Raw genomic sequence first — 25,303 nt, 5'->3', positions numbered from 1 at the left:
GGTTGGGTACGTGTCCAAACAACATCAGGGGTGCCTTTAACATCCACAATCGGCTTCGGACGCGTATGCACGAGCCGGAGACGACGTACGTCGGGAAGGCGTGCGCGTACATCACGCGCGGCGGCTCGGAACTGCTGGTGTTCGAGGGGCCCGGCCACGAGGGGCTCCAGATCCCGAAGGGGACCATCGAACCCGGCGAACGACCCCGGTCGGCGGTGTTCCGTGAGGTCCGCGAGGAGAGCGGACTGGCGACGCTGTCGAGCGTCGAGAAGGTCGCGACCGACGTGTGGACCCGGCGGGAGTCGCCGCCGAAGGCGTACGTGCGGCACTTCTACCACGCGCGGGTCCACGAGCCGCGCGACGAGTGGGTCCACGTCGTCCGCGACGGCGGCGCCGAGCACGGGAGCGAGTTCTCGTTCTCGTGGATCGACGCCGAGGAGGCGCGCGAACGGGGGTTCGCGCTCGACCTCGACGACTACGTCGGCTACCTCGGGGGCGCGCGGGCGGCCCGGGCGGGCGCACAGGCGGCCGACTGACCGCGACCGCGGCGACGGCGTCGCGCGCGACGAACACACCGCGGGCGGCCGTTCTCTCCGTCGGCGACCGGTTTTATGTGTAACTCGGGCGAACGGTAGGGCGTATGTCCGCAATGGACCTCACCTGGCACGGCCACTCCACGTGGGCCGTCGAGATCGGCGACACGCGCCTGCTGATCGATCCGTTCTTCGACAACCCCCACACGTCGCTGGAGCCGTCGGACGTGACCGACCCGGACTACGTCCTGATCACCCACGGTCACGCGGACCACGTCGCCCACGCCGGCGAGTTCTCGGACGCGACGCTCGTCGCGACGCCCGAGATCACGGCGTATCTGGGCGAGGAGCACGGGTTCGAGGACCCGATCGGCATGAACCTGGGCGGCACCGTCGAGTGCGACGACGCGTTCGTCACGATGGTCCGCGCGGACCACACCTCCGGGCTGAACACCGGGTACGAACACGAGGTCGGGATGCCGGCCGGGTTCGTGATCTCCACGCAGAAGCCCACACAGACGACCGACGCCGAGAACACGACGTTCTACCACGCCGGCGACACGGCGCTGATGTCGGAGATGAAGGACGTGATCGGTCCCTTCCTCGAGCCGGACGCGGTCGCGGTGCCGTGCGGCGACCACTTCACCATGGGCCCGTGGCAGGCGGCCGTCGCCGTCGACTGGTGTGACCCCGACTACGCGTTCCCGATGCACTACGACACGTTCCCTCCGATCGAGATCGACGTGGACGACTTCGTCCGCGAGGTCGACGGCACCGGCAACGACGCGGAGGTCGTGGTGCTGGAGGGCGACGAGACGTTCACGATCGGCGGCGACGCCTACTGAGGCGCCGTCGCCGCGTCGCCGCAGTAACAAGGTTTACGCGTCGAGCACCCCACTCACCGGACGCACATGTCCGACATCGAGACCTCCACGGTCAGCGAGGAAGGGTTCACGAGCACGAGTCAGGTCGGCGACTTCGAGCTGACGATCGACGCGCTGGGCGAGGACGGTCCCGATCCCAACTCGGTGTTGGTGGCGGACTACGCCTCCTGTTTCCTGCCCGCGTTCCGCGTCGGCGGCCGCCAGCGGGGTCACGACGACCTCGGGAAGGTCCAGATCGACGCCGCCGCGTCGCTGGACGACGACGACGACCTGACGTCCATCAGCTTCGACATCTACGTCGAGGCCGACCTCGACGACGAGACGCTCGCGGAGATCGTCGAGCGTGCCGAGGGCATCTGTCACGTCCACTCGGCGCTGCGCGAGGGGCTCCACGCCGACGTCACGACGCACGGCGACGCGTTCTGAGGCGGCGCGACGCGTCGCGGTCGCTCGCGGTTCTTTCGACGACACGGACGGTTCGCGAGCCGCCGCCGCGGCGGCCGGCGCGCTCAGCGGGCGGGGTCGCCGTCGCCCCGGTACGTTCGGTACGTCATGGCGCGGCCGTCGATGATGACCACGTCCTCGTCGGTGTGGTCGTTCGTACCCCCGACGGGGTCGTCCGGCTCGTCGCGGAAGACGTACGGTGAGTCGCGCTCTTCCATGGTACACAATACCACATCCCGTGGTATAAGTCTTTGTCAGACAATATCACACTTGGTTCCGCGTTCGGCCGTTCACTCGCGGCCGGAGAACGGTTCCGCACGCGAGGCGGCTATATCCCGATCGGACGGTCGCTTCCGGCGGCCACCCGGACGGCGGGCGGGGCCGACGGCGCGGTCGACCGCACCGGTCGCTCAGGTCGCTCCGGTCACTCCGCTCGCCGTTCGGCGGCGAGCACGTCGTCGAGCTCCGAGAGGTCCGCGAGGACGTAGTCGGGGTCGTACGGCGACGCGGCGACGTCGTCGCGGTCGGCGACCCCCGTGAGGACGAGCGCCGTCGTCATCCCCGCCTCGGCCCCGAGCGCGACGTCCGTGTCGAGGCGGTCGCCGACGACGAGACACTCCTCGGCGGGGACGCCGAGGCTGTCGAGCACGAGGTCGCGCGCCGTCGCCGACGGCTTGCCGAGCACGGCGTCCGGCTCGTGGTCGAGGACGCCGCTGACGGCGTTGATCACGGCGCCGGAGCCGGGGACGAACGCCTCCGGGGCGGGGATGACGCGGTCGGGGTCGGTGCCGACGTACGGCGTGCCGTCGCCGAGCGCCCACAGCGCCGTCGCGAGGTCGTCGTAGTCGAACGAGCGGTCGATGGAGACGACGCCGGCCGTCGCGTCGGCGTGGTCGGTCGCGACGGCGAGGCCGGCCGCCTCCAACTGCTCGATCAGCCCGTCCTCCCCGAGGACGTACAGCGCGTCGTCGGCGTGGTGCTCCCGGAGGTACGCCACCGTGCTGTCGGCCGCGGTGACCACCTCCGACTCGGCGGCGTCGATGCCGGCGGCCGCGAGCCGCTCGACGTACGCCGGCGGCCCCTTCGTCGGGTTGTTCGAGCAGAAACAGATCGACAGCCCCCACGCCCGGAGGCGCGACAGGGCCGCGGGCGCGCCGGGGAGCGGGTCGCGTCCCCTGACCACCGTCCCGTCCACGTCGAGTACGACGCCGCGAATCACGGGCTCGCTACGGGCGGGCCGCTGTTGAAGCCGTCGCCCGGCGGTCGCGCCGCCCGGCCCGACGGACGGACAAGACCGCCGCGGTTCCGGCGAAGCGATCTGGTATCACGGAATCGTGAACGGTAACGTGTATGTGTCGTGGGCTCCGGGATCGGAGTACAGTGACCGCCGCGCAGTTGACCCTGGTGCAGATCGACAACTACGGCCCGTGGACCGTGACGCCGGAGCCTCGTCGGGAGATGGACCTCCAGACGCTCCAGTCGCGCCTGTTCGCGGATCTGGCACAGTACATCGGCAACCGGGGCGGCTACGTCTTCTTCACCCGCTTCGACAACATGGTGGCCGTGACGAACGGCCTCGACCGGCGCGACCACGAGGTCCTCCAGGAGTCGGTCGGGAACCGCTTCCCCGTCACCGTCAGCCTCGGCGTCGGCGTCGACGAGGTGCCGATCGAGGCGCTCGAGTCCGCGACCCAGCGGGTCCAGGCCGCGGGGTCGGCCCAGTCGTCGGACCGCAGCGAGGCGTTCGCGGGCGAGTTTCTCACCGACTCGACCGACGACGACGTCCACATCGCCCACTTCGACGTGAACGACGCGACCGGCAAGTACACCGACCGCATGAACGAGTTCGACTCGTTCATCAACATCGAACACGGCTACGCGAGCCTGATGAAGTACATGCGCGAGGAGCACGGCGCGCTCTCGTTCTTCGTCGGCGGCGACAACGTCATCGCGGCGTGTCCGTCGCTCGGCCACGACGAGTACATGGGCGCCATCGACCACGTCGTCGACGACGTCGACGTCCAACTCAAGGTCGGCGTGGGCACCGGCGAAACCCCCCACGAGGCCGGCTACGCCGCCAAACACGCGCTGGAGGACTGCCGGTACGACGGCACGCTCGTCGAGTTCGCCTGACCGCGACCGCGACGGCCCGAGCGCGAGAGGGTTCGTCGAGCCGGCCGGTTCGACCGGCCCGGCCACCACGCTGATACCCGTGTCGGGTGTGGAGTCGGCGAGGCGCGGGTCGCATCCCGGCCCGTGTCGTCGAAAACCCCCCTACCCACATGACCCTGAACCCGACTGACCGGTCCGTCGACGCGGACGTCGACGACCCGGTCGCGACCCACGCCGACCTCCTCTTGGACGCGTTCGTCGAACACGCCGCCCTCGACGACGGGCTGGTGAGCGCGGTCGAACGCCTCCGCCACGGCGGCCACCGGTGGGACGCGCTCGAACTCGTGATCGTCTCCGAGAAGGACCCGGACGCGGCCAGACGGCTCCTCGACGCGGCCGTCGTCGACGGCTGACCGGAGACCGTCGCCCGCCGACCGGCGAACCGTCGCCCGCGAGCCGATACGTTTGTGTCCGCCGCCGCCCCCCTTCCGACGATGAGCGACGGTTCCACGGCCGGCCGCCGCGACCGCGCCGCGGGCGCCCTCGTCGGCCTCGCGTGTGGCGACGCGCTCGGCCGCCCGGTCGTCGGCGACACCGCGGCGGCGGTGCGCGACCGCTACGGCCGCGTCACCGACCTCCTCGGGGCCGACGGCCGGCGCGCCGGTCGCACCACCGCACTCACCGCCGCCGCGACCCGGACGTGTCGTGTGGTCACGAACGACGGACCGACACCCACGGAGTCGCCCGACCGCGACGACGACCCCGAGCCGACGCCGGGCGCGACGCTCGCGGCGGCCGTGCCGGTCGGCCTGCTCGACGCGTCGCCGGCGCGACGGGCGTCGACCGCCGTCGAGCGTGCCCGGCGTGTGGGTGCGGACGACGCGCGAACCGAGGGGCGGCCGCCGCGCTCGCGGTCGTGGTCGGCGCCCTCGTCGACGGGGCGACGGTCGACGCCGCGCTGGCGACCGCACGGACCGCCGCGGTCGAGCGCGGCGTGCCGGTGCCCGTCCGGGAGACGCTGGCGGTCGTCGGCGACCGAAGCGCGGTGACGCTGGCGACCGACGGCGACGCGGTCGACCTGTTGGAGACCGCGCTCCACGAGGGCGTCCCCGCGGCGGACGTGGAGGAAGCGACGGTCGCCGCCGTGAGCCGCGGCGGGGCCGCCGGCGCCCTGGGCGCGGTCGCCGGGGCCGTCGCGGGGGCGCGACACGGCCGCGCGAGCGTCCCCGCACGGTGGCACAACGACCTCGACCGGACGCCCGAGGACCTCGCGGCGCTCGCGGCCGGGCTGGCGGCCTCGCCGCCGCGGTCGTGAACGCCGGGGGCCGCGGGTCGTCGCCGACCCCGGCGTCGGGTCACAGCGAGCCGTCCGGGCGGCCGCGGGCACCGACAGCCGCGTGCCGGCGGGGAGCCCCCTGTCGACACCCGGACCTGTCGCTCGCAAAGCGAGGGCTGGAGTCGGTCGAGACGGGCGCGGAGTAGGAGTCGGAGTTACTGGATGTGGCCTTCTTCGCGGAGCTGCTGGGCGTCGTCGGACTCGTAGCGCCAGACGACCTCGGCCTTCTCGTCTTGCCAGTCCCACGGCTCGGCGATGACGATGTCGCCCTCCTTGACCCACGTTCGGAAGCGCATTCGGCCGGGGATGCGGCCCATCCGCTCGACCCCGTCGGCACACCGCAGCGTCACGCGGCGGCCGCCGAGCATCTCGGTCACTGTCGCGAACACCTGGTTGTCGTCCGGCATCCGGAGGGGTTTCCGGTTGTGGGAGTCGTCGCTCATGGCCGACGGTTGGTGATGGAGTGGGATAAGTACGTGTATTCACCGAGCGGCCGAACCATGACCGGGACCGCACTCCGGCCGCGTCGAGATCGGTGCTCCGAGGCGTCGTCCGTCCGGCCGGGAGGACGCTTCGCACGCGACGGGACACCCGTCGCTCGCGGCCACGGACGCACGAGAGAATGGGGTCGGAGGGATTTGAACCCCCGATCGACTGATATCTCCGGTCGGCACCTCGGTACTCCAGAGGGTCGTCGTCGCGTCCGATGATCAGTCGGACGCTCGGTATATCAGTCTGGAGTTCGTCACCGGGCGCGTTGCCTCTGGAGTCAGTCGCCATACCGGGCTTGGCCACGACCCCGTGCAGTCGTTCGTTCCCGCGAGATACCTAAAGGGATTTCGATCGGATCCGCCTACGCGCGGTCGGTCTCGCCCCACGGACACTCCTGACACTTGTAGGCGGTGACGAACTCCGTCACGCTCGGCATGTACCCGACCGAGATGACGTCGCCCCCACAGTCGGGGCAGTCGCGGTCGGCGTCCTCGATCGGTTCGGCGTCCATCACGGAGTCGCCCTCGACGATCTCCGCGAGCCGCTTCGGCGTGACCATCCGCCCTTCGACGACACGGTTGCTCATACGCCCCGATGGAGGCGGACGGCGGTAAAACGTCGCGGTTACCGACGGTGGCGGGCACACGGCGGCCGCGACGGGCCGGTCACAGCCACGGCGCGCGCGACGGCTCGTCGTCGTCGCCCGCGGCGTCGCCCTCGGACGGCGCCCCCTCGGCGTCGACGGGGTCGATCCCGGCCGCCGACGCCGTGGGAGTGCTCCCGAACGCGACGCCCGCGTCCGGGTCGCGGTCCCCGGTCGCGGCGTCGGCGACGCCGGCCCCGTCGTGGCCGACCGCGTCGCCGCCGTCGGTGGTCACCGCCCCGCCGACGGGGGACTCGACGGCCGACGCCGCGGCCGTCCCGGGCGCGTCGTCGTCGCCGCCGGCGCCGACCGCGTCGACGCCGGCGCTCGGGTCGTAGGCGAACAGGCCGGCGACACACAGCACCGCCAGCGCGACCGGCTGTTCGGTCGGGAGCAGCCCCGACACCGACAGCGCGAGCGTGCCGAGCGCGACGGCCGAGCCGAACCGGAAGCGGTCGATGTCGACCCGGTCGCGGAGGTGGTCACCGCCCAGCGCCACCGACAACGCGAACCCGACGCCGACGCCGGCGGCCGCCCCCGCGTGGAGGAGCCGTTCGGTCATCGCCGCGTCGAGGGTGAACGCCAACTCGGGGTTCGCCGGCTGGAACGACGCCAGCAGGCCCAGCCCGATGATCGCGCCGGGGCTCGGGAGGTACTCGCCGATCTCGGCGCTGGCGGTCTTGGCGGCGATCGCGAGGATCACGACCGCGGCGAAGCGGTGGAACAGGTCCGTGTCGAGCAGGCTCTGGATCGTCTCGGCGAGGGCGGCCTCCGCCATCGCCACCGGGATCAACACCGCCCCCAGCAGGAGGATCGAGAGCGCCTTCTCGCGGGGCGTCCCCTCCATCTCCGCGAGGACGACCGCCATCGTCGCGGAGCCACCGAAGATGAGCAGCCCGGTCTCGACGATGCCGATCGGGTCGTCGATGGCGCCCGCGATCACGAGCGCGGGGAAGATGCCGTCGATCAGCGGGAGCGCCATCACCGTCGCCAGCAGCCGGGTCGCGCCGCCGACGCGCCGCTCGAGGCGGAGCGCGATGGGGTGTGCTGAGGTACTCACGGGTCAGCGATACGACCCGGCGTAACCCTCGGCCGGACGGGGATCTGGTGACGACCCGGAGGCGACGGCCGCTCGGGCGGAGAACGCGCGTTCCCCTGTCCACCAGTTGAGTCCGCGTTTGAACGGAATAAATGTCGGGAGTGCAGCGTTGTCGCTCACCCGGCCGACGATACCCGTTGCGATGCGGGACTCGAGGTCCATATCCGTACTCTGTGGCAGCCGAGACTTAATGATTGCGTGGGACGTGCCCACACAGTCCGAACGAACCCTCGGCAGGGTATAAGTACACCCGTGACGGTCCGTCGGCGAACGCGCGACCGGCCCGTGGGACCCTCGGAAACCGGAGGAGCGACGCGCAATTCTTGCGCGCGGCGCTCGCGGACCGCCGTCGGCCGTCCCCACGTCGGTGCCGGCGTGGCCGCGCGACGGCCGGGGCGGCGACGCGTCGCGGGGCGATCTGTGCACGGACGTGTGTGAATCCCTCCCCCAGCGGGCCGATTCTCGCAACGTTTTTGCGGTGGCCGCCGCCACCGTTGATATGGCGCAAGACGGTTCCGACGGCAGTCCGTTCTCACAGAAACTGGAGGTACCGGAAGCGTTGACGTTCGACGACGTGCTCCTTCGCCCCAAGGAGAGCCGGGTCGAGCCCGACGAGGCGGACGTGTCGACGCGGGTGTCCACGAACGTGGAGCTGACCATCCCCGTCCTCTCGGCGGCGATGGACACGGTCACCGAGTCGGAACTCGCGATCGCGATTGCCCGCGAGGGCGGGCTCGGCGTGCTCCACCGCAACATGTCCGTCGAGGAGACCGCCGCGGAGGTCGAGCGCGTGAAGCGCGCCGACGAACTCGTGATCCGACGCGAGAACGTCGTCACGGCCTCCCCCGACCAGCCCGTCCGCGAGGTCGACGCGATGATGGAACGCGAGGGCGTCTCCGGCGCGCCCGTCGTCGACGAGGACGACCGCGTGCTCGGCATCATCTCCGGCACCGACATCCGGCCGTACCTGGAGGTCGGCGAGTCCGACGCGGTCTCGGAGGCGATGACCGACGAGGTCGTCACCGCCGCCGACGACGTGGGCGCCCGCGAGGCGCTGGAGCTGATGTACGACCACAAGATCGAGCGCGTCCCCGTCGTCGACGACGAGAACCGGCTCGTCGGGCTGGTGACGATGCAGGGCGTGCTCGCGCGGCGCGAGCACACCGACGCCGCCCGCGACGAGGAGGGGTCGCTGCGCGTCGGCGTCGCCGTCGGCCCGTTCGAGGAGGAGCGCGCCGTCGCCGCCGACGCGGCGGGCGCGGACGTGCTGTTCATCGACTGTGCGCACGCGCACAACCTCAACGTCCTCGACGCCGCGGAGGCGATCAAAGCGGAGGTCGACGCGGACGTGGTCGTCGGCAACATCGGCACCCGCGAGGCCGCCGAGGCCGCCGTCGACTTCGCCGACGGCCTGAAGGTCGGCATCGGTCCGGGTTCGATCTGTACCACCCGCGTCGTCTCCGGCGCCGGGATGCCCCAGATCACCGCCGTCGCGCAGGTCGCCGACGTGGCCGCCCGCGAGGGCGTCCCCGTCATCGCCGACGGGGGGATCCGCTACTCGGGCGACGCGATCAAGGCCGTCGCCGCCGGCGCCGACGCCGTCATGCTCGGCTCGTACTTCGCGGGCACCGACGAGGCGCCCGGCCGCGTCATCACGATGAACGGCAAGCGCTACAAGCAGTACCGCGGCATGGGCTCGGTCGGCGCGATGTCCGAGGGCGGCGGCGACCGCTACCTCAAGGACGCCGAGGAGGACGAGGACTTCGTCCCCGAGGGCGTCGAGGCGGCGACGCCGTACAAGGGACCGCTCGCGGCGGAGCTCCACCAGCTCGTCGGCGGGATGCGCTCCGGCATGGGGTACGTCGGCGCGGAGACGCTCCCCGGGTTCAAGGAGCGCGCGGAGTTCGTCCGCGTGTCGCAGGCGGGCCAGACCGAGGGCCACCCCCACGACGTGACCATCACCGACGAGGCGCCGAACTACAGTCCCGAGTGAGCGGCCGGGACCGCGGCCCCCTGGGCCCGGCGCGCGCCCGAACCGGTTCGGTTCCCGGGAGCGCGGGCGCGCCGGGGCGGCCGGTACGCTTTCGACGGCTGCGCGCGTAGGTATCGACGGTGGCTGGTGGCCACCGCGGATCGTGGGGCACCACAGCGGCGTGACGCGAAAACGTCACCCGACCCACACCGTTTTCTCCGGAAGCCGTCACATCGCATACGATTAAGTACCCGGCGGCGCCAATTCCAGACAATGGCCGGACGGCGTTCGGGCGACCCGACGCGCCCGCGGCATCGAGCGGCGGGACCGCCGCACGGTAAGGGGTATATTGATATGCTCCCGTCCGCGACAGACGTACGAACGGACGGAGCCCCCCAGAATGAGTGAGGACACCACGACCGCCGACGCGGACCACACAGACGAGCAGCCGGTGGTGCTCGTGGTCGAGGACGAACCGGACCTCGCGGACCTGTACGCGGCGTGGCTCGGGGCCGAGTACGACGTGCGAACCGCGTACGGCGGTCACGAGGCGCTCGACCAGCTCGCCGACGACGTCGACGTGATCCTGCTCGACCGACGGATGCCGGGGCTGTCCGGCGACGAGGTGCTCGACGAGGTTCGCGACCGCGGCGTCGACGCCCGCGTGGCGATGGTGACGGCCGTCGAGCCGGACTTCGACATCGTCGCCATGGGGTTCGACGACTACCTCGTCAAGCCCGTCACCCGGGAGTCGCTGTTGGAGACGGTCGAGGGACTGTACGGCCGCTCGCAGTACGACTCGCGCATGCAGGAGTTCTTCGCGGTGTCGTCGAAGATGGGGGTGCTGGAGTCCGAGAAGGGTCGCGCGGCCCTCGAGGACTCCGAGGAGTACCACGAACTCGAGCGGCGCGCGAAGGAGCTGCGCGCGGAGCTCGACGAGGACGTCGCCGGGTTCGGCGAGGACGACTTCGACAGCGCGTTCCGCGAGTTCGACGGCGACGACGACGACGACCTGTTCGACGACGCCGACTTCGAGGACCTCTGAACCGGGCGGAGCGACGGCCGACGACGGCTCGTCGATCCACGACGAACAACGAGTCGCGAGCGACGGCTACGAGAGGAACCGTTCCAGCCGCGCCATCGCCTCCTTCAGGTCGTCCATCCCCGTCGCGTACGAGATGCGGATGTGGCCCCGCCCGCCCTCGCCGAAGGCGGTCCCGGGCACGGCGGCGACGCCCTCCGCCTCCAGCAGCTCGGTCGCGAACGCGCGGGCGTCCCCGTCCGGGGCGACGTCGGCGACGCGGGGGAACGCGTAGAACGCCCCGCCCGGTTCGGCCACCGCCAGCCCGAGTTCGCTGAGCCGCGCGACGACGTAGCGCCGGCGCCTGTCGTACTCGCGGCGCATCCGTTCGACGTCCTCGTCACACCGGTCCAGTGCCGCGAGCGCGGCGTGTTGGGCGGTCGTCGGCGCCGACAGCATCGTGTACTGGTGGACCTTCGTCATCGCCGCGACCGCCTCGGGGGGCCCCATCGCGTACCCCAGTCTGAGCCCGGTCATCGCGTACGCCTTCGAGAACCCGTTGATGACGACCGTCCGCTCACGCATCCCCGGCCGCGTGGCGACCGACTCGTGGTCGCCGTCGTAGGTGAGCGCCGCGTAGATCTCGTCGGCGATGACGAGCAGGTCGTGCTCGCGACAGAACGCCGCGACCGCGTCCATCTCGTCGGCGTCCATCGTGGCGCCCGTCGGGTTGTTGGGGTAACAGAGCACGAGCACGTCGGCCTCGTCGACGCCCGCCTCGGAGAGGGCGTCGGTCGTGAGCGCCCAGTCGTCCTCGTGGCGCGTGCGGACGGGGAGCGGCTCGCCGCCGGCGAAGCGCACGCCCGGTTCGTAGGAGACGTACGTCGGCGTCGGCAGCGCCACGGTGTCCCCGGGGTTCACGAACGCGCGGAAGGCGAGGTCGACCGCCTCCGAGGCGCCCGTCGTGACGAGGATCTCCTCGTCGGGGTCGTACGACTGGCCGTACCGGGTGACGCGCCCGGCGATCGCGCGTCGGAGCTCCTCGGTACCCCGGTTGGCGGTGTAGCTGGTGCGGCCGCGTTCGAGTGAGTCCACGGCGGCCGAGCGCGCGGGCCACGGCGCGGTGAAGTCCGGCTCCCCGACGCCCAGCGAGATCACGTCGTCGCGGGACTCGGCGACCTCGAAGAACTCCCGGATCCCCGAGGGTGCCACCGAGGCGACGCGGTCGGCGGGGGCGAACCGGGAGCCGTCCGTCCGGACGCCGTCGCTCGGGGCGTCCGTCGTGCCCTCCGTGCCGCCGTCGGGTCGTTCGTCCCCGCTCATGGCGTCACCGAGAGTCGGTCGTCGTCGTCGCCGTCGGTGAAGCGCATCCCGCGCTCCTTGTACGTCTCCATCACGTAGTGGGTCACGGTCTTCGTCACGGCCGGGAGCGGGGCGACCTCCTCGGAGACGAACCGCGACACGTCGCCCATCGACGAGCCGGAGACGTGGACGGCGAAGTCGTAGTCGCCCGACATCAGCCGCAGCGAGTCGACCGCGGGCGACTCGGCGATGCGGCGGGCCACGTCGTCGTAGTCGGTCTCGCGGTCCAGCTCCACGTTCACCTCCACGACCGCGGAGATGTGCTCCTCGTCGAGTTCGTCCCAGTCGACGATCGCCGTGTAGCCGCGCAGGGCACCCGACTCCTCCAACTCCGCCAGCGCCTCGGCCACGGCCGCCTCGTCGAGCCCGGTCTGGCGGGCCAGGTCGGCGGTGGACTCGCGAGCGTCGGCGACGAGCGCGTCGATCAGGGTTCGGGTTGCCTCGTCCATGTCTCCGAGTCCGCTCGCCCGGGCAAAGCGGTTTCGCCCGGTGCGATATCCGCGACCACACCACACGGCGGGTCGCCCCGTCCCGCCCCGCCGCCGGCGACCCCCCGGCTTCGGCCGGCGGCGCCGTCGCCGTTTCGAACCGCTCAAACGGCGCTGTCCCCGACGTGGCGTATGAACTACCTCGTGTGGGCGGTCGTCGCGATGGGGGCGTACTCGCTCGTTGCGCCGCTGATGCGCCTCGCCACCGCCGGAGAGGGGGCGATCCCGAGCACGGTCGCCGCGCTGGTGGCCAACACCGTCCTCGTCGTGCTCACCGTCGGCGTCATCGGCGTCACCGGCGAGAGCGTCCTCGACCAGTTCGCCGACCCGCGGATGCGGTACGTCCTCGCGGCCGGCGTCTGTCTCGGCGTCGGCATCCTCGCGTACTACCGCGCCCTCTCGGTCGGTCGCGTCTCCGTCGTCGCGCCGGTCTTCGCGATGTTCTTCGTCGCCTCCTCGGCCGTCGGCGTCGTCCTCCTCGACGAACCGGTCACCGCGCGGAAACTCCTCGGCGTCGCCTTCGCCGTCGTCGCCGTGATCCTCGTCGCGGGCGAGTGAGATAATTTCGCTCTTCTGACCGTGAACAAAGTTTAAGACCCGGAGCGCACCACGTCGGATCGATGTCGTCGTCGGACGCGGAGCGAACGGAGAGTCGGCCCGGCGGCGCCGGCGGCGGCCCGTCCGCCGCGGGCGTCTCGCCGACCGCGATCGCCGCCGACCGCGTCGACGGGCGCCGAGGGACCGGAACGCGGTCGCGCCGCGTCGCGCGGCGGCGGATCACGCCGTGGCTCCCGTTCGTGGCGGCCGCCGCGGCCGCGGTTGCGGTCGTCGCGAGCGCGGTGGCCGGGCGCGCCGCCGGGGCCGCCGGCACGGCCGCCGTGGGAGCGCTGCCGGTCGGGGTGGCGTCGCGACTGGACGCGCTCGCGACCGCGTGTGCGGCGGCGGCGCTGGTCGGCGCCGTCGTCGCCCTCGTGGCCGGGGGCGTCTGGGCGCTCCGTGTGGGCGCGGCCCTGTACCGGCGCCGGGCCGCGGCGACCGGCGACCGCGGGGACGGCGGGGACCGCGCGAGCGGCGCCCGACGCGGCCCGGCCTCCCGGTCGCGGTGACGCTTCAGCGACCTTTTGTACCGCCGTGCCGAACGCCGGGACATGACCGAGTTCGAGAAGGAGGACAGCGTCGTCCTGCACGACGTGCACAGCGAGTACGACGGCGAGACGGGCACCGTGACGCAGGTGATGGAGACGATGTTCGGCGACGCGACGTACACCGTCAGCTTCGAGGACGGACAGGAACAGGGCGTCCCCGCCGACGCGCTGGAGGCGGCCGCGGGCGACGACGCCGACGACGACGAGGAGTAACTTCTCACGGCGGGACGTCCCGCTTCCGACGCCGTTCGTCGCGACCGCCGAGCCGCGCCGCCGCCGTGATGCGTGCGCGCGGCGGCCTCACTCCTCGGCCGGGGAGCCTCGGTCCCGAACGACCGGGGGACGGGGACGCGCCACGCGATCAGCGCCAGCGAGCCGACGGCGAGGACGACCCCCGCCACGCCCAGCGCGACCCCCGGCGAGAACCGGTCGGAGAGGCCGCCGCCGGCGAGTTGGAACGGGACGACCGTCAGGCCCGACACCATCGCCAGCGCCGACAGCGTCGTCGCGCGCCCGAGCGAGGCGACGCGGTCGTTGACGTACGTCGCGGCGAACACGGAACTCGCCTCCGAGACGCCGCGCACGAGGAGGAACGCCGGCAGCGCGAACAGCGGGACCGCCCACTGCCCGACGAGCAGGGCGGCGACGGCGAACGGCGTCGCGAGGAACCACGTCCCCACGCCGACGGTCTCCCGGATCCACCCCGCACGCCCGGTGAGGACCGCCCCGACGAGGCTGATCCCCGCGTAGTACCAGCCGAGGAACGGCTCCACGCCGCCGGCGGCGCCGACGACCGCCGCAACCGTGCCCTCGGCGGCGACCGCCTCGATGCGCGGCTGGAGGAAGATGAACACGAGGTACGTCACCGCCGAGAACAACACGTAGTAGTAGGGGACGAACGACCGGAGGCGCGCGTCCGAGAGGGCCGTCCGGACGGCCTCGAGCGCACGTCGGGGGGTGAGCGGGTCGAACGACTCGTCGGCGTCCGCCGGGTCGTCCACGGTGAGGAGGACGGCGGCGCCGACGCCGGTGACGACGGCCGCGACGAGGAACGGGTACGTGAGGTCGACGCCGGCGAGCCACCCCCCGACGACGGCGCCCCCCACGCCGACCGCGAGCGCGACCGACTCCCCCCGGCCGCGGACGGTCGCGAACTCCCCGTCGCCGACGAGCGAGTCGTACAGCCACGCGTCCTCGCTGCCGGAGCGGAAGGCGTAGCCGACCGACCACAGCACGTACAGCGCGAGCAGCGCCGGGAACGTCGTCGCGAACGCGATCCCCGCGAGCGTCGTCGCGATGACCGCCGTGCCGACGACGAGGCTGAGTCGGCGTCCGATCACGTCGCCGACGTAGCCGGTCGGCACCTCGGCGACGACCGTGGTCACGTTGTACGCCGCCTCGAGCAGCGCGATCTGGGTGAACGAGAGGCCGACGGAGACGAAGTAGAGGTACATCACCGGCCGGTACAGCTCCACCGCCCGGGTCGCCTTGTAGAGGTAGTAGCGGAGGACGGCCGGCGACATTCGCTCGTCGAGAGCCGCGGCCGACACGAAAACGAACCGATCCGGCGGGCCGCGAGTCCAACGCTTTTCATGCCGACCCGCCTACGAACGGGTATCATGGGCTCCATTCCGTTCCACTACGTCGATCTGCGGACCTTCTGTTACGCCACCGAGGACGAGAAGCGGGTCGCGGACGCCCTCCGGGCGTTCCTCCCGGAGGAGTTCGAGGTCGACCGCGTCGTCAACACCGGGCACCACGGCGACCGGATCGTCGTCCTCTCGGCGCGCGTCGAGCGCGCCGACGACGTCCGGCACGTCCTCTCGCGGCTCTCGGACCTGGCCGAGTGGGATCAGGTGCTCGCCGAGCTGGACGAGCGCGTCGACGACAACAACTCGCTGTTCCTCCGGCTCGACAAGCAGGCGGCGTTCAAGGGCCGCGCCGAACTCGGCCCGGGGATCACCTTCCGGGCGAAGGTGGAGGCGTACCCCGCCAAACGCGAGAAAGCCGTCGAGAACGCGCGCCGGACGTTCGAGGAGCTGGCCGAGGAGGCCGCGGAGTCGGCCGGCGAGACCGCCTGAGGAGGCGGTGGCGGGCCGACGGCGCTACGGCCACTTGATCGAACAGCCGCGGCTGGGGCCGGGGTCGAGGTCCACCTCCTCGCCCGCCAGCACGGCGTCGATGGCCTCCTCGATGTAGTACGCGGTCGCCTCGTCGTCGGGGTTGAGCGCGTCGTCGAGGCGGCCGTGGTACGCCAGCCGGTACTCGTCGCCGTCGCGTCGCAGGAGGAACGGGTCGGGCGTGCAGACCGCCCCGTACGCGCGGGCGACCGCGGCCGTCTCGTCGCGGAGGTACGCGTCGTACGCGACCGTCCCCGACTCGACGTACTCCACCATCGTCTCGAACGAGTCCTCGGGGTACTCCGCGTCGTCGTTGGGGTTGACGCCGACGACCGTACAGTCGTCGTACTCGTCGGCGAGGCGGTTCAGGAGGTCGAACTTCGCCTTCGCGTACGGGCAGTGGTTGCAGGTGAACACGACCAGCACGGCGTCGGTGTCGAAGCCGTCGAGCGCGTGCGTGTCGCCGTCGGTGCCCGGCAACTCGAAGCCGGGCGCGACGTCGCCGACCGCGAGGTCGGAGTCGGAGTCGGTCTGGACCATGAGTCGTCGACGATTGGGTCGCCGCAGAGAAAGTCGTTCGGTCGACCGGCCATCGTTCCGGTCGCACCCCACACAGGGGAACGCGTTCGGCGGGAGCGATCGAACGGGCGACGGGCCGCCCGACACGGTCGTGTGACCGGGGCGTTCGCCGACGACGGTCGCTCAGTCCGCCGCCGAGGGCGTCGTGTGGAACGGCTGGCTGGCGATGGACTCGCGGAGGCGCGGCAGCGCGTCGCGACCGTGGCGGTGGGCCGCCGTCACGACGGCGAACACCTCCTCGCGGCTCACCTTCACGCCCTCGCCGGTGACGGCGCGCTCGGGGTGGGCGGAGAGTTCCCGCAGGGTGCCGACCGCGAGCAGGTACGGGATGGCCCACGCCGCGAGGGTGTTCCCCTCGACCAGCGGGACGTGTTCGAGGTACGTCTGGGCGCCGTCGAGGAAGCCGCGGGCGAAGCCGGCGGTCCGGGAGACGACGTTCGCGGTGCCGTCACGGTTCTCGGGCGCGACGACCCGCTCTTGGGGGACGCCCTCCTCGTCGAGCCACTCGGCGGGGAGGTAGACGTTGTTCTCCTCGGTGTAGTCGTCGTGGACGTCCTTCGCGACGTTGACGAGCTGCAGGAGCAGGCCGAACTCCTCGGCGACGGCGTACAGCCGCTCGGTGCGCTCCTCGTCGACGTTGCCGAGGGTGGTGACGAGGTTCGTGATCAGGTTCCCGACGGTGCCGGCGACGTAGTAGCAGTACTCCTCCAGCTCGCCTTTGGTCTCGATGCGGAGGCCGCCGTCGTCGGCGTAGCGCTCGACGAAGTCGGCCATCCCGGTCGCCATCTCGCGGGCGGGCGGGACGACCGCCGCGCGCACCTCCGGCGGGAGCGCCTCGAAGGTGGCGAACACGCGCTCGACGTTGGCGACGACCGCCCAGTCGGCCGAGCGTTCCCCCTCGGGCGGCAGGTGCGGGTCGACCGACGCGCGGAACCCGGTCGCGGTCGTGTCGTCCTCGGGGTCGAGCGCGGCGTCGAACTCCCGGAGGAGCGCCGCCTGTTCGTCCGGGGCGATGTGGTCGGCGTCCTCGACGGTGTCGGCGATACGGCAGACGAGATAGCCGAGACAGATGTACGACGACATCGGTTCGTCGAGAGTGTCGACTGTCAGCGCGAAGGTACGCGAGACCCCCTGCACGGCCTCGTGGCACCACGCGAGGTCGGCGTCGGGGTGGGTCGCGGTTGGGCGGTCGGCGTCGGGCATTCGGTTGGAAGGGCGTTAGGTAGGAGGGTTCAAAAGTACTGTGTGGTGCGGCGGGGTGACACACCCCCGCGGCTCGGCGGCCGAACCGCCCCGCGGTCGCCGGCAGTCCCCGCGTCCGCGGCGACACCGCAAAGATTGAAGCCCGCCAACCCACAGGGTCGACCATGGACTTCGGCTTGACGACCGAGCAACAGCAGATCCGCGACATGGTCGCGGAGTTCGTCGACGAGGAGATCGTGCCGCGGGCCGCCGAGATCGACGAGGAGGACGAGTTCCCGCGCGACCTCGTGGACCAGATGGCCGAGTTGGGCCTCATGGGGATGCCGTTCCCCGAGGAGTACGGCGGCGCCGACCTCGACTACCACAGCTACGCGCTCGGCCTCTCGGAGATCTCCCGCGGCTCGGGCGGGCTCGGCACCGTCGTCGCCGCGCACATCTCGCTGGCGGGCAACATGCTGTACGCCTTCGGGAACGAGGAGCAGAAGCGGGAGTACCTCACGCCGCTGGCGGAGGGGCGCGACATCGGCGCGTTCGCGCTGTCGGAGGCGGGCGCCGGTTCGGACGTGCCCGCGATGGAGACCACGGCGGAGAAGGACGGCGACGGTTACGTCGTCAACGGCGGCAAACTCTGGATCTCGAACGGCTCGGTCGCCGACACGGTGACGCTGTTCGCGAAGACCGACCCCGACGCCGGCAACAAGGGCATCTCCTCGTTCGTCGTCCGGCCCGAGGAGGACGACGGCTTCGTCGTCGAGGGCACCGAACACAAGCTCGGCGACAAGGGCTGTCCGACGGCCGAACTCCGCTTCGACGACCTGTACCTCCCCGAGGACCGCCTGCTCGGCGACGAGGGCGACGGCTTCGTGCAGGCGCTGAAGACGCTCAACGGCGGGCGGATCACCATCGCCGCCCGCGGCGTCGGCATCGCACGCGCCGCCTTGGAGGAGGCGGCCCAGTACGCGACCGAGCGCGACCAGTTCGGCGGCCCCATCTCGCAGTTCCAGGCGATCCAGCACAAGATCGCGGACATGGACACGAAGCTGCAGGCGGCGGAGCTGCTCATGCACAAGGCGGCCGACCTGAAGATCAAGGGCGAGCCGTTCATCAAGGAGGCCGCGCAGGCGAAGCTGTACGCCAGCGAGATCAGCCGCGAGGTGGCCAACGAGGCGATCCAGATCCACGGCGGCTACGGCTACACGAAGGACTTCCCCGTCGAGCGCTACTACCGCGACGCGAAGCTCAACGAGATCTACGAGGGCACCAGCGAGATCCTGCGCAACACGATCGCCCGGCAGGTGCTGGACGAGTAAGTCGGCCCGCGGGTCGAACGCGAAATCTTTCGGCAGTTCTCAGTCGTCGCCCAGCGCCGCGGCGCCCTCGGCGGGCGTGTTGAGCTCCACGTTACCCGAGAGGTCGCGCTGCGGGAACGGGATCTCGATGCCCTCCTCGTCGAAGCGGTTCTTCACGTTCGTCACGTACTCGCCGCGGATCTTGACGAAGTCTGCGCGCGAGGGGTTGGCGATCCAGATGCGGCTCTTGAGGCCGACGTAGCTGTCGCCGAGTTCGGTGAGGCGGACCGAGGGCGCGGGGTCCGAGAGGATGTCGGGGTGGCGCTCGGCCTCCTCGACGATGATCTCGGTGGCGTGGTCGATGTCGTCGCCGTAGCCGATGCCGAACAGGAACTGCATGCGGAGGGTGTCCTTCGCGACGGGGTTCTTGATGACGCCGTCGGTGAGCTGGGAGTTCGGAACCGTCAGGAGTTCGTTGTCGAAGGTGCGGACGCGGGAGACGCGAAAGGAGATGTCCTCGACGATGCCGGAGTTGCCGTCCCACTCGATCCAGTCGCCGATGCGGAACGGCCGGTCGGTGAAGATGAAGATGCCCGCGACGAAGTTCTTGATCACGTCCTGCATCGCGAAGCCGATGGCGAGCGTCGCCGCCGCGGCGATGGTCGCCAGCGACTGGAGGAAGTCGCCGTAGCCCGCGAGACCGAAGCCGACGGCGATCCCGGCGAACACGACGACGACGTTCGCCACCTTCCGGAGCGGGCGCTTCGCGTGGGTGTCGAGCCCCCGAGCCTCGAGCACGCGGTCGACGAGCGGCACGACGAACAGGCGGCTGCCGAGGTAGAACACGAGGAGGACGACGGCGAAGGTGATCCCCCCGCCCAACGGCTCCGCGAGCGTCGGCGGGACGCCCACGTCCGCGAGGAAGTTGGCGACGGGCGTGGTGAGCAGCTCCGCCGTGGCGCCGTCGCCGCCGCCGCCACCGTCACCGGTCGGGGTGCCGGTTCCCGTCTGCAACACCGGCAGTCCGAGCCTCATCGGTGGAGGACCGCCGTGTGGCCGCGCGTCTCGACGAGGTCGGCGGACACCCGATCCGCGAGGTCGGCCGCCAGCTCGTCGACGTCGGTCCCGGCCTGTGCCGAGCGGTGGAACTTCACCTTCACGAGGTCGCGATCCGTCAGCTGGTCGTCCAGTTCGTCGACGACGGCGGAGACGCCCTTCTTCCCGACCCAGACGGTCACGTCGAGGTCGTGGGCGCGCTTTCGGCGCTCCTGATCGGTCATGGGCTCGCTACCGGCGGAAGCGGTTTGAACGTTCCCGTTCGCGACCTCCGCGGACGACGGCGCCGGCGGATCACTCCCCGTACGGGTAGCGGGCGGTCGCCCCGCAGTCGCAGCGGACGACGACGTGGCTCCCCTCCTGGAGGCGGACGCGGGCGTTTCGACCGGGGAGCAGGTACGCGTCGCAGGCGTCGCAGGTGAACCGCTCGAAGCGCCGGGGGACGCCGCAGCGATGCCGCTCGGCGACCCGGCGGGCGAGCCGCACCGCCTCGCGGGCGCGGTCGTGCTCGCCGGCGCGGGCCATCTCGCGGGCGAAGGCGGCGAGCCGGTCGATGCGTTCCTCGGCGATCCGTGTCTCGTTCATTCGTGTCGCGACGCTCCGGGTGCCGGAGGTGCGTGACTGCGTCGGATAGCGGTTTCGGGTCGACGGGTGGCCGCGGTGCGATGACGACGACGACCACGCCGGCGCGGCTCCCTCCCGCCGGGGATCACCCGCGCGCTTTACACGTTCCCGCGCGAAGCGCCCACAGAGCCATGATCACCTCCGAGCGGATGGCGATGGTCGACCGCAACGCCGCGGCGCTCGGCGTCCCCCGCAGGCAGCTGATGGAGTCGTCGGGCAACGCCGTCGCCGACGCCGTCCGTGAGCACGCCGACCCGGGCGCCCGCGTCCTCCTCGTGTGTGGCCGCGGCAACAACGGCGGCGACGCGATGGTGGCGGCGCGGTTCCTCGACGACTACGAGGCGCACGTCGTCCTCCTCGGGCGCCCCGAGACGATCGCGACGGACATCGCGCGGGCGAACTGGGACGCGCTCGTCGCGAGCGAGGCGGCGACCGAGGCGGTCGGCGACTCCCGGGCGTTCGACCTCGACGAGCACGCCCCCGACCTCGTCGTCGACGCGATGCTGGGCACCGGCGTGACCGGCGCGCTCCGCGAGCCGGAGGCCGCCGTCGCCCGGCGACTGAACGCGGCGGACGTGCCCGTCGTCTCCGTGGACGCCCCTCGGGCGTCGACGCCGACACCGGCGAGGCGGCGGGGGTCGCCGTCGACGCCGACCGGGTGGTCACCTTCCACGACGAGAAACCCGGGTTGGGGAGCCTCGACGCGGCCGTCACCGTCGCCGACATCGGCATCCCCGACGCGGCCGAGACGTTCGTCGGCCCGGGCGACCTGCGCGCGCTCCGACGGGCGAGCGACTCCCACAAGGGGGACAACGGGGAAGTGCTCGTCGTCGGCGGGGGACCGTACACCGGCGCGCCCGCGCTCGCAGCCCGCGCGGCCCTCCGCGCCGGCGCGGACCTCGTCCGGGTCGCGTGCCCCGACCACGTCGCCCGCGAGATCCAGGGGTACGGGCCGGACCTCATCGTCCGCCCGTTCGCAGGCGAGCACCTCGCGCCGCCGCACGTCGAGCGCATCCTCGACCTCGCCGCGGGCCACGACACCGTCGTCTTCGGGCCAGGGCTCGGGAACGACGAGTCCACGCTCGACGCCGTCGGCGAGTTCCTCGCGGGCTACGACGGCCGCGCGGTCGTCGACGCCGACGCGCTCCAGGTCGTCCCCGAGGTCGACACCGACGCGGAGTTGATCTGTACGCCACACCAGGGCGAGTTGCGGAAGATGGGCGGCACTACCGCGGACGACTGGCGCGACCGCGCCGACCGCGTCCGCGAGTTCGCCGCCGAGGTCGGTCACACGCTGCTCGTGAAGGGAGCGTACGACGTGGTCAGCGACGGCGAGGAGACGCGCGTCGGGCGCACCGGCAATCCCGGGATGACCGTCGGCGGCACCGGCGACGTGCTCGCCGGCGTCGCGGGCGCGCTCGCGGCACAGATCGAGTCCCCCTTGCAGGCGGCGTCGCTGGCGGCGTACGCGAACGGGCTCGCGGGCGACGACGCCGCCGAGTCGTACGGCGACGGGCTCGCGGCGTCGGACCTCCCGGACCGCATCCCCCAAGCCCTTCGAGACGGTGGGGAGTGACATGAGCGACGACGCGACCCCCGGCGCCGACGCGGCGGCCGACCGGGACGACGACCTGACCCACACCGACGCGGCCGGCGACGTGCAGATGGTGAACGTCGGCGACAAGCCCGACTCGGCGCGCCGGGCGGTCGCCCGCGGCACGATCCACCTCACGGAGTCGACCGTCGAGGCGGTCCGGGGGAACGAGCTGAAGAAGGGCGACGTGCTCGCGACCGCCCGCGTCGGCGCGGTGCAGGCGGTGAAACACACGTGGGAGACGATCCCGATGTGCCACCAGATCCCGATCACGAACGTCGACACCGAGTTCGCCGTCCACGACGACCGCATCGACCTCGAGGTCGCCGTCGAGACGACCGGAACGACCGGCTGCGAGATGGAGGCGCTGGAGGGCGTCACCACGGGCCTGAACGTCGTCTGGGACATGGTGAAGGCCGCCGAGAAGGACGCCACCGGCGGCTACCCCGACACGCGGATCACGGACGTCGAAGTCGTGTCGAAGGAGAAGACCGTCCTCCAGTAGCCGGGCACCACCGCCCCGTATCGATCCCGACCGACCACCGCCTCACGGTCGGCGGATACCTTTTAATGCCGGACGGAGTATCACCGTCCATGATATCACTCGACGAGGCCGTCACCGCGCGGCTGGAATCCCACGGCACCCGCTTCGAAGTGCTCATCGACCCGGACGCGGCGCTGGCGATGAAGCGCGGCGAGTTCGACGGCGACCTCGAGGACGTGATCGCCGCCGAGGACGTGTTCGAGAACGCCTCCCGCGGCGACCGCCCGCCCGAGGAGGACGTCGAGGAGGTGTTCGGCACGACCGACCCGATGGAGATCATCCCGGAGATCGTCCGCCGCGGGGAGATCCAGATCACCGCCGAGCAGCGAAAGGAGATGCTCGAGCAGAAGGAGAAACAGCTGATCAACAAGATCACCCGCAACGCGGTGAACCCGCAGATGGACGACGCGCCGCACCCGCCCGAGCGTATCGAGCGCGCGCTGGAGGAGGCCGGGTTCACGCTCGACCCGATGGAGCCCGTGGAGAACCAGATCGACGACGCGCTGGAGGCGCTGCGGCCGGTGATCCCGATCCGGTTCGACGAGGTGACCATCGCGGTCCAGCTCCCGGCGGACTACGCGGGCTCGGGACAGGCGAAAGTGCGCGAGTTCGGCGACCTCGAGCGCGAGGAGTGGCAAAACGACGGCTCGTGGGTCGGCGTCGTGACGTTCCCCGCGGGGCTGCAAAACGAGTTCTACGACCTCGTGAACGAGGTGTCGAGCGGGGAAGCGGACACCCGCGTCGTCAAAGAGGAAGACGAGATCAGTCGACGGTGACGGAGCGGGGACCGGCACGGCGGGCCGGCCGTCGGTCGCGGTGTCGGTGCGCCGTTATCCGCGCTTGAACCCGATGAAGAAGCCGCCGGTGAAGCCGGCCGACACCGACAGCGTCGAGAGGATCGTCTGGACCCACGTCGGCGGCGTACTCGCGGTGGCGGCCTCGCCCGCGGACATGAACGTGCCCCCGAGCTTGTCCCAGTTGACGGTGAGGATCTCCCGCGACTCGAGGAACTTGAACAGCGCGAGCTCCAGCCCGATGATGACGGCGATCAGCTTCGCGACCTTCTTGGCCGCGAACCCGATGATCCCGCCGATCACGGCGCCCGTCCCGAGTTCGAGCCCGAGTTTCTGGGGGTCGATACCCAACTGTGCGATCACTTCTGGCCCTGGCATACCCCGGGATGGGCCGTCCCCCGTTAAGTCGTTTGTGGGGTACGTGTCGACAGGTTCGTGTCGGTCGCCCTCCGCGTTGCGGCCGGCTGTGTTCGGCTCTCCGGGTCCGGCCGGTCGAACGGGGTCGGCGCGGAATTGAAGTCCACCGGCCGCGTACCCGCGCGTATGCGACACGACTCGAACCACGGGGTGGACGGTACCCATCCCTGACCGCCGTACCGGCGAGGACCTCACGGCCGTCGTCGCCAAACGGGTCGACAGCGGGCGCGCCGACCTGACCGAGATCACCGAGCTGGCGGCCGCGGCCGGCTACGAGGTGACCGCGTCGCTCACGCAGACGCGCGACCAGGACCCAGCCTACCACTTCGGCGAGGGGAAGGCGGAGGAACTCGCCGCGCTGGTCGTCCGCGAGGACGCGGACGTGGTGATCATCGACAACGAGGTGGGCCCCTACCAGACGTTCAACATCGGGTCGAAGCTCCCGGAGGGCGTCGAGGTGATCGACCGCTTCACGCTGATCCTCGACATCTTCGGGCAGCGCGCCCGGACTCGCAAGGCGCAACTGCAGGTCGAACTCGCGGAGCTCCGCTACGAGCTCCCGCGCGCGGAGGTGAAGGCCAGCCTCGCCAAGCGCGACGAGCGCCCCGGGTTCATGGGGCTGGGCGAGTACGACGAGTCGCGCGAGCGCGACATCAAGTCCCAGATCAGCCGTATCAAGGACGAACTCGACGCCATCGCCGAGAAGGAGGAGGAGCGTCGCGAGCGTCGTCGCGAGTCGGGGTTCGACCTCGTCGCGCTCGCGGGGTACACGAACGCCGGCAAGTCGACGCTGCTCCGGCGACTCGCCGACGACCTCGACGTCGACGAGAACGCCGAGAAACACCCCGACATCGACACGACCGCCGAGTCGCAGAACCAACTGTTCACGACGCTCGGGACGACCACCCGCCGCGCGAACACGGGGAAACGGGACGTCCTGCTCACGGACACGGTGGGGTTCATCTCCGACCTCCCGCACTGGCTGGTGGAGTCGTTCAAGTCGACGCTCGACTCGGTGTACCACGCGGATCTGGTCCTGCTGGTCGTCGACGCGAGCGAGCCGGTCGAGGAGATGCGCGAGAAGCTGGTCACCTCCCACGACACGCTGTACGAGCGCAACGAGGCGCCCATCGTCACGGTGTTCAACAAGGTCGACCGCGTCGACGACGACGAACTCCGGCGCAAGCGCGAGGCGCTGTCGGCGCTGGCGCCGAACCCCGTGTGCGTGTCGGGGCTCACGGGCGACCGCATCGAGACGCTGTGTGGCCGCGTCGAGGCGGAGTTGCCGGACTGGAAGCGCGAACGCCTGCTGCTCCCGCTGTCGGACGAGGCGATGAGCCTCGTCTCGTGGGTCCACGACAACGGCCACGTCGAGCGCGAGGAGTACGACGGCCGCCAGGTGGACCTGGAGTTCGAGGCGCCGCCCTCCGTCGTCGAGCGGGCGCGCGCCCGCGCCGCGGAGGTCGAGCGCGACGCGGCGGCCGAGTCGGTCGAGTCGGCGTAGCCGGCGGTCGCGAGCGCCGGATCGGCAGTTTCGGACGGGTTAGTCGGC

The 25,303-nt window shown here is 71.4% G+C and carries 29 protein-coding genes, 1 tRNA gene and 3 pseudogenes; 17 read left to right on the top strand and 16 right to left on the bottom strand.

The genetic code is table 11. The features are described 5' to 3' along the window. Positions 1-65: 65 nt before the first annotated feature. The 3 genes from P0R35_RS02625 to P0R35_RS02615 all read left to right on the top strand — a co-directional run bounded on the left by P0R35_RS02625 (position 66) and on the right by P0R35_RS02615 (position 1,843). Entirely contained in the window at positions 66-536 is a 471-nt protein-coding gene (locus tag P0R35_RS02625) for an NUDIX hydrolase (protein WP_284013698.1), read from the top strand. Positions 537-649: 113 nt separating this feature from the next. After that, positions 650-1,378: a metal-dependent hydrolase gene (locus P0R35_RS02620; protein ID WP_284014682.1), complete on the top strand. Its 729-nt coding sequence runs from the start codon at positions 650-652 to the stop codon at positions 1,376-1,378. A gap of 66 nt (positions 1,379-1,444) precedes the next feature. Beyond that, on the top strand, positions 1,445-1,843 hold the full coding sequence (locus tag P0R35_RS02615) for an OsmC family protein (RefSeq protein ID WP_284013697.1): 399 nt from the start codon (positions 1,445-1,447) through the stop codon (positions 1,841-1,843). A gap of 83 nt (positions 1,844-1,926) precedes the next feature. On the opposite strand, the gene P0R35_RS02610 is transcribed toward P0R35_RS02615, so the two are convergent. After that, a complete protein-coding gene (locus P0R35_RS02610; protein ID WP_284013696.1) occupies positions 1,927-2,079 on the bottom strand; it encodes a hypothetical protein in 153 nt (50 codons plus the stop codon). Positions 2,080-2,285: 206 nt separating this feature from the next. Then, a complete protein-coding gene (locus P0R35_RS02605; protein ID WP_284013695.1) occupies positions 2,286-3,080 on the bottom strand; it encodes an HAD-IIA family hydrolase in 795 nt (264 codons plus the stop codon). 161 nt (positions 3,081-3,241) lie between these two features. Here P0R35_RS02605 and P0R35_RS02600 point away from each other — a divergent pair, with 161 nt between their 5' ends. The 4 genes and pseudogenes from P0R35_RS02600 to P0R35_RS02590 all read left to right on the top strand — a co-directional run bounded on the left by P0R35_RS02600 (position 3,242) and on the right by P0R35_RS02590 (position 5,288). Beyond that, positions 3,242-3,994 (top strand): GTP cyclohydrolase III, encoded by a 753-nt coding sequence (locus P0R35_RS02600; RefSeq protein ID WP_284013694.1) that lies wholly within the window; start codon positions 3,242-3,244, stop codon positions 3,992-3,994. Positions 3,995-4,143: 149 nt separating this feature from the next. After that, on the top strand, positions 4,144-4,386 hold the full coding sequence (locus P0R35_RS02595; protein ID WP_284013693.1) for a hypothetical protein: 243 nt from the start codon (positions 4,144-4,146) through the stop codon (positions 4,384-4,386). Between the two features lie 81 nt (positions 4,387-4,467). Beyond that, positions 4,468-4,629, top strand: a pseudogene (locus P0R35_RS16800) (ADP-ribosylglycohydrolase family protein); the annotation flags it as partial. 260 nt (positions 4,630-4,889) lie between these two features. Further along, positions 4,890-5,288 carry an ADP-ribosylglycohydrolase family protein gene (locus P0R35_RS02590; protein ID WP_284013692.1) on the top strand — a complete coding sequence of 133 codons (399 nt, stop codon included), beginning with the start codon at positions 4,890-4,892 and terminating at the stop codon, positions 5,286-5,288. A 176-nt stretch (positions 5,289-5,464) separates the two neighbouring features. On the opposite strand, the gene eif1A is transcribed toward P0R35_RS02590, so the two are convergent. The 5 genes from eif1A to P0R35_RS02565 form a co-directional block, all read right to left on the bottom strand. Continuing rightward, complete coding sequence (gene eif1A, locus P0R35_RS02585; RefSeq protein ID WP_284013691.1) at positions 5,465-5,752, bottom strand: translation initiation factor eIF-1A; 288 nt, start codon at positions 5,750-5,752, stop codon at positions 5,465-5,467. 180 nt (positions 5,753-5,932) lie between these two features. Further along, positions 5,933-6,110: transfer RNA gene (locus P0R35_RS02580), tRNA-Trp, on the bottom strand. A gap of 52 nt (positions 6,111-6,162) precedes the next feature. Continuing rightward, positions 6,163-6,387: a DUF5795 family protein gene (locus tag P0R35_RS02575; protein WP_284013690.1), complete on the bottom strand. Its 225-nt coding sequence runs from the start codon at positions 6,385-6,387 to the stop codon at positions 6,163-6,165. Positions 6,388-6,466: 79 nt separating this feature from the next. Further along, positions 6,467-7,504, bottom strand: a complete 1,038-nt coding sequence (locus P0R35_RS02570; protein WP_284013689.1) for a DUF5794 domain-containing protein — start codon at positions 7,502-7,504, stop codon at positions 6,467-6,469. Between the two features lie 3 nt (positions 7,505-7,507). Next, the gene (locus P0R35_RS02565) at positions 7,508-7,705 is read right to left on the bottom strand and encodes a hypothetical protein (RefSeq protein ID WP_284013688.1); all 198 of its coding nucleotides are present in this window, start codon (positions 7,703-7,705) and stop codon (positions 7,508-7,510) included. A gap of 337 nt (positions 7,706-8,042) precedes the next feature. Between P0R35_RS02565 and guaB the strand changes: the two genes are divergently transcribed. Together guaB and P0R35_RS02555 are read left to right on the top strand one after the other, a co-directional pair. Further along, positions 8,043-9,536 (top strand): IMP dehydrogenase, encoded by a 1,494-nt coding sequence (guaB, locus tag P0R35_RS02560; protein ID WP_284013687.1) that lies wholly within the window; start codon positions 8,043-8,045, stop codon positions 9,534-9,536. 379 nt (positions 9,537-9,915) lie between these two features. Next, a complete protein-coding gene (locus P0R35_RS02555) occupies positions 9,916-10,560 on the top strand; it encodes a HalX domain-containing protein (protein ID WP_284013686.1) in 645 nt (214 codons plus the stop codon). A 66-nt stretch (positions 10,561-10,626) separates the two neighbouring features. On the opposite strand, the gene P0R35_RS02550 is transcribed toward P0R35_RS02555, so the two are convergent. Together P0R35_RS02550 and P0R35_RS02545 are read right to left on the bottom strand one after the other, a co-directional pair. Then, the gene (locus P0R35_RS02550) at positions 10,627-11,859 is read right to left on the bottom strand and encodes a pyridoxal phosphate-dependent aminotransferase (protein WP_284013685.1); all 1,233 of its coding nucleotides are present in this window, start codon (positions 11,857-11,859) and stop codon (positions 10,627-10,629) included. Beyond that, positions 11,856-12,347 (bottom strand): Lrp/AsnC family transcriptional regulator, encoded by a 492-nt coding sequence (locus P0R35_RS02545; RefSeq protein ID WP_284013684.1) that lies wholly within the window; start codon positions 12,345-12,347, stop codon positions 11,856-11,858. Before P0R35_RS02545 ends, P0R35_RS02550 begins: the two co-directional genes overlap by 4 nt. A gap of 171 nt (positions 12,348-12,518) precedes the next feature. On the opposite strand from P0R35_RS02545, the gene P0R35_RS02540 reads away from it, so the two are divergent. Next, positions 12,519-12,944 carry an EamA family transporter gene (locus P0R35_RS02540; protein ID WP_284013683.1) on the top strand — a complete coding sequence of 142 codons (426 nt, stop codon included), beginning with the start codon at positions 12,519-12,521 and terminating at the stop codon, positions 12,942-12,944. A gap of 590 nt (positions 12,945-13,534) precedes the next feature. Then, positions 13,535-13,744 (top strand): DUF1918 domain-containing protein, encoded by a 210-nt coding sequence (locus P0R35_RS02535; protein WP_284014681.1) that lies wholly within the window; start codon positions 13,535-13,537, stop codon positions 13,742-13,744. A gap of 128 nt (positions 13,745-13,872) precedes the next feature. Here the strand turns inward: P0R35_RS02535 and P0R35_RS02530 are convergent. Then, positions 13,873-15,054 (bottom strand): annotated as a pseudogene (locus P0R35_RS02530) (MFS transporter); the annotation flags it as partial. A 96-nt stretch (positions 15,055-15,150) separates the two neighbouring features. Between P0R35_RS02530 and P0R35_RS02525 the strand changes: the two are divergent. Continuing rightward, positions 15,151-15,612, top strand: a complete 462-nt coding sequence (locus tag P0R35_RS02525; protein WP_284013682.1) for an RNA-binding protein — start codon at positions 15,151-15,153, stop codon at positions 15,610-15,612. Between the two features lie 24 nt (positions 15,613-15,636). Here the strand turns inward: P0R35_RS02525 and P0R35_RS02520 are convergent, their stop codons facing one another. Beyond that, complete coding sequence (locus P0R35_RS02520; RefSeq protein WP_284013681.1) at positions 15,637-16,191, bottom strand: thioredoxin family protein; 555 nt, start codon at positions 16,189-16,191, stop codon at positions 15,637-15,639. Positions 16,192-16,353: 162 nt separating this feature from the next. Beyond that, positions 16,354-17,433 carry a phytoene/squalene synthase family protein gene (locus P0R35_RS02515; protein ID WP_284013680.1) on the bottom strand — a complete coding sequence of 360 codons (1,080 nt, stop codon included), beginning with the start codon at positions 17,431-17,433 and terminating at the stop codon, positions 16,354-16,356. A gap of 164 nt (positions 17,434-17,597) precedes the next feature. On the opposite strand from P0R35_RS02515, the gene P0R35_RS02510 reads away from it, so the two are divergent. Beyond that, positions 17,598-18,743 carry an acyl-CoA dehydrogenase gene (locus P0R35_RS02510; protein ID WP_284013679.1) on the top strand — a complete coding sequence of 382 codons (1,146 nt, stop codon included), beginning with the start codon at positions 17,598-17,600 and terminating at the stop codon, positions 18,741-18,743. A 39-nt stretch (positions 18,744-18,782) separates the two neighbouring features. Here P0R35_RS02510 and P0R35_RS02505 read toward each other — a convergent pair whose 3' ends face one another. From P0R35_RS02505 to P0R35_RS02495, 3 genes are all read right to left on the bottom strand, one after another. Further along, entirely contained in the window at positions 18,783-19,757 is a 975-nt protein-coding gene (locus tag P0R35_RS02505) for a mechanosensitive ion channel family protein (RefSeq protein ID WP_284013678.1), read from the bottom strand. After that, a complete protein-coding gene (locus P0R35_RS02500) occupies positions 19,754-20,002 on the bottom strand; it encodes a YhbY family RNA-binding protein (protein WP_284013677.1) in 249 nt (82 codons plus the stop codon). Before P0R35_RS02500 ends, P0R35_RS02505 begins: the two co-directional genes overlap by 4 nt. A 70-nt stretch (positions 20,003-20,072) precedes the next feature. After that, positions 20,073-20,363: a ribonuclease P protein component 4 gene (locus P0R35_RS02495; RefSeq protein WP_284013676.1), complete on the bottom strand. Its 291-nt coding sequence runs from the start codon at positions 20,361-20,363 to the stop codon at positions 20,073-20,075. 170 nt (positions 20,364-20,533) lie between these two features. On the opposite strand from P0R35_RS02495, the pseudogene P0R35_RS02490 reads away from it, so the two are divergent. From P0R35_RS02490 to P0R35_RS02480, 3 genes and pseudogenes are all read left to right on the top strand, one after another. Next, positions 20,534-21,978 (top strand): annotated as a pseudogene (locus P0R35_RS02490) (NAD(P)H-hydrate dehydratase). Between the two features lies 1 nt (position 21,979). Beyond that, positions 21,980-22,501: a cyclic pyranopterin monophosphate synthase MoaC gene (gene moaC / locus P0R35_RS02485; RefSeq protein WP_284013675.1), complete on the top strand. Its 522-nt coding sequence runs from the start codon at positions 21,980-21,982 to the stop codon at positions 22,499-22,501. An 89-nt stretch (positions 22,502-22,590) separates the two neighbouring features. Further along, complete coding sequence (locus P0R35_RS02480; protein WP_284013674.1) at positions 22,591-23,316, top strand: ribosome assembly factor SBDS; 726 nt, start codon at positions 22,591-22,593, stop codon at positions 23,314-23,316. Between the two features lie 54 nt (positions 23,317-23,370). On the opposite strand, the gene P0R35_RS02475 is transcribed toward P0R35_RS02480, so the two are convergent. Beyond that, positions 23,371-23,712: an FUN14 domain-containing protein gene (locus tag P0R35_RS02475; protein ID WP_276239219.1), complete on the bottom strand. Its 342-nt coding sequence runs from the start codon at positions 23,710-23,712 to the stop codon at positions 23,371-23,373. Positions 23,713-23,914: 202 nt separating this feature from the next. Between P0R35_RS02475 and hflX the strand changes: the two genes are divergently transcribed. After that, positions 23,915-25,255 carry a GTPase HflX gene (gene hflX / locus P0R35_RS02470; RefSeq protein ID WP_284014680.1) on the top strand — a complete coding sequence of 447 codons (1,341 nt, stop codon included), beginning with the start codon at positions 23,915-23,917 and terminating at the stop codon, positions 25,253-25,255. The last annotated feature ends 48 nt before the right edge of the window (positions 25,256-25,303 follow it).

Origin of the sequence: Halobaculum litoreum, assembly GCF_030127125.1 — an archaeon.
Taxonomy (GTDB): domain Archaea; phylum Halobacteriota; class Halobacteria; order Halobacteriales; family Haloferacaceae; genus Halobaculum; species Halobaculum litoreum.
The sequence above is the reverse complement of the archived record's forward strand: the minus strand, read 5'-3'. Positions and strand labels throughout refer to the sequence as shown.